Consider the following 1,664-nt stretch of genomic DNA (forward strand, 5'->3'; position numbering starts at 1 on the left):
TAGAGCTTCAGCACTCCCATCAGTTCCAGAACCTCGGTGCGTTCCATGGCTGTTCGTCCTCCTGAGACTGTCATAGCGGGCGCAGTCAGCGATCGGCTCGTGAGCCAGCTTCAGCGCCTGGGGAATGGAAAGGATCGTGCCCGGCGCCGGATCGCGGCTGCGGGCCAGGATGTTGAGGATCACCGCCGCCGATGAGACGCCGTGATCGAGCGCTTCCTGACAGGCCGCCTCGACCGCATTCAATCCGTCGCTCAGCACGCAGGTGAGGATCGACACCATCTGCCGGTCGCCGTCATCGGCAGCCTTGAGCTTGCGGCGCACCTTCTCCAGGGCGGACGGGAGAACCCAGTTCTTGAACGGTGCGCCATTGCGCAGTCCACCGGGCTTGCGGGCCAACACCGGCACGTAGTGCCAAGGGTCGTAGATCACCTCGTTGCGGCCGAAGCAGCGGGCGTGTTCGCCCACGATCACGCCGTCCTGGCGGATGACGATGCGATCGGCATAGGCATGGATCTCGACCGGCCGGCCGACGGCGCTCGACAGCACCGAGTATTTGTTGTTGTCGAAGCGCACCGTGCAGGTCTTCGACACCGACGCGGGAATGCAGTGGAAGCCGTCGAAGCGTCCGGCATAGGGAATGAAGCTGGCCCGCTCATCCTCGAACACCTCCCAGATCGTGCGGTCGCCCTGTTCGGGATGGCGATGCGCCTTGGCGTAGGTAACGCATTTGTCGGCCAGCCAGCCGTTCAGGTCCTCCAGCGTCTTGAAGCGCAGCCTCGGTGTAAAGAAGCGCTCGCGCACCAACCCGACCTGGTTCTCGACCTGCCCCTTCTCCCAACCCGACGCTGGTGTGCAGGCCTCGGGCTCGACGAGGTAATGCCCGCACATCTGCGCAAAGCGGCGGTTGTAGCGACGATCCCTGCCGATGAAGATCGCGTCCACCGCCGTCTTCATGTTGTCGTAGATGCCACGTGTGCAGGCCCCGCGGAAGAAGGCGAACGCCCGATCGTGCGCGTCGAACACCATCTCCTGCGTCTCGCGCGGATACGCCCGGACGAAGAACATACGGCTATGGCAAAGCCGCATGTGCGCCACCTTCAAGGTGACCGTTACGCCGTCCAGCAGGACGATCTCGTGGCTCCAGTCGAACTGGTAGGCCTCGCCAGGCGCGAAGCTCAGCGGGATATAAGCCTCGGCCGCGGCGCTGCCGCGTTGCTCCTCCCAATCCTGCGCATGCCGCCACACCGAACTGTAGCTGCCGTCGTAGCCGAGGCCGCGAAGCTCCTCGAAGATCCGGATCAGCGTCAGCCGCTCACGCTGCGGCTTGGACGCATTCGCCGACAGAAGCCCGTCCAGCTTCTCGCGCCAAGCCCCCATGCGAGGATACGGCTGATGCTTGCGCTCGTAGCGGAACTCCGTCTCGTCCGATCGCAGCACCTTGCGAACCACCTTCCGGGAGATCTTCAACTCCCGGCAGATCGCCTTGATCGACTTTCCCTGCACCAGCGACAGCCGGCGTATCTTTGCAATCGTCTCCACAACCAACATCCAAAACGCAAATGCCTCCGATGAAACCGGAGGCATTTTGATGACCCCACGTTAAGGGGTCCCGTTTGGACGAAAATCACCCCTCAAACAGGGTCCTCATTCCACGAAAAATCACA

The 1,664-nt window shown here is 62.8% G+C and carries 1 protein-coding gene; it reads right to left on the reverse strand.

All coding sequences use genetic code 11. The features are described from left to right. Positions 1–1,548: IS21 family transposase (istA, locus tag EET67_RS25300; RefSeq protein WP_128628916.1), on the reverse strand; the 1,548-nt coding region annotated here is incomplete at its 3' end. Positions 1,549–1,664 lie beyond the last annotated feature (116 nt).

This window comes from Borborobacter arsenicus (assembly GCF_003934165.1).
GTDB lineage: Bacteria > Pseudomonadota > Alphaproteobacteria > Rhizobiales > Rhizobiaceae > Pseudaminobacter > Pseudaminobacter arsenicus.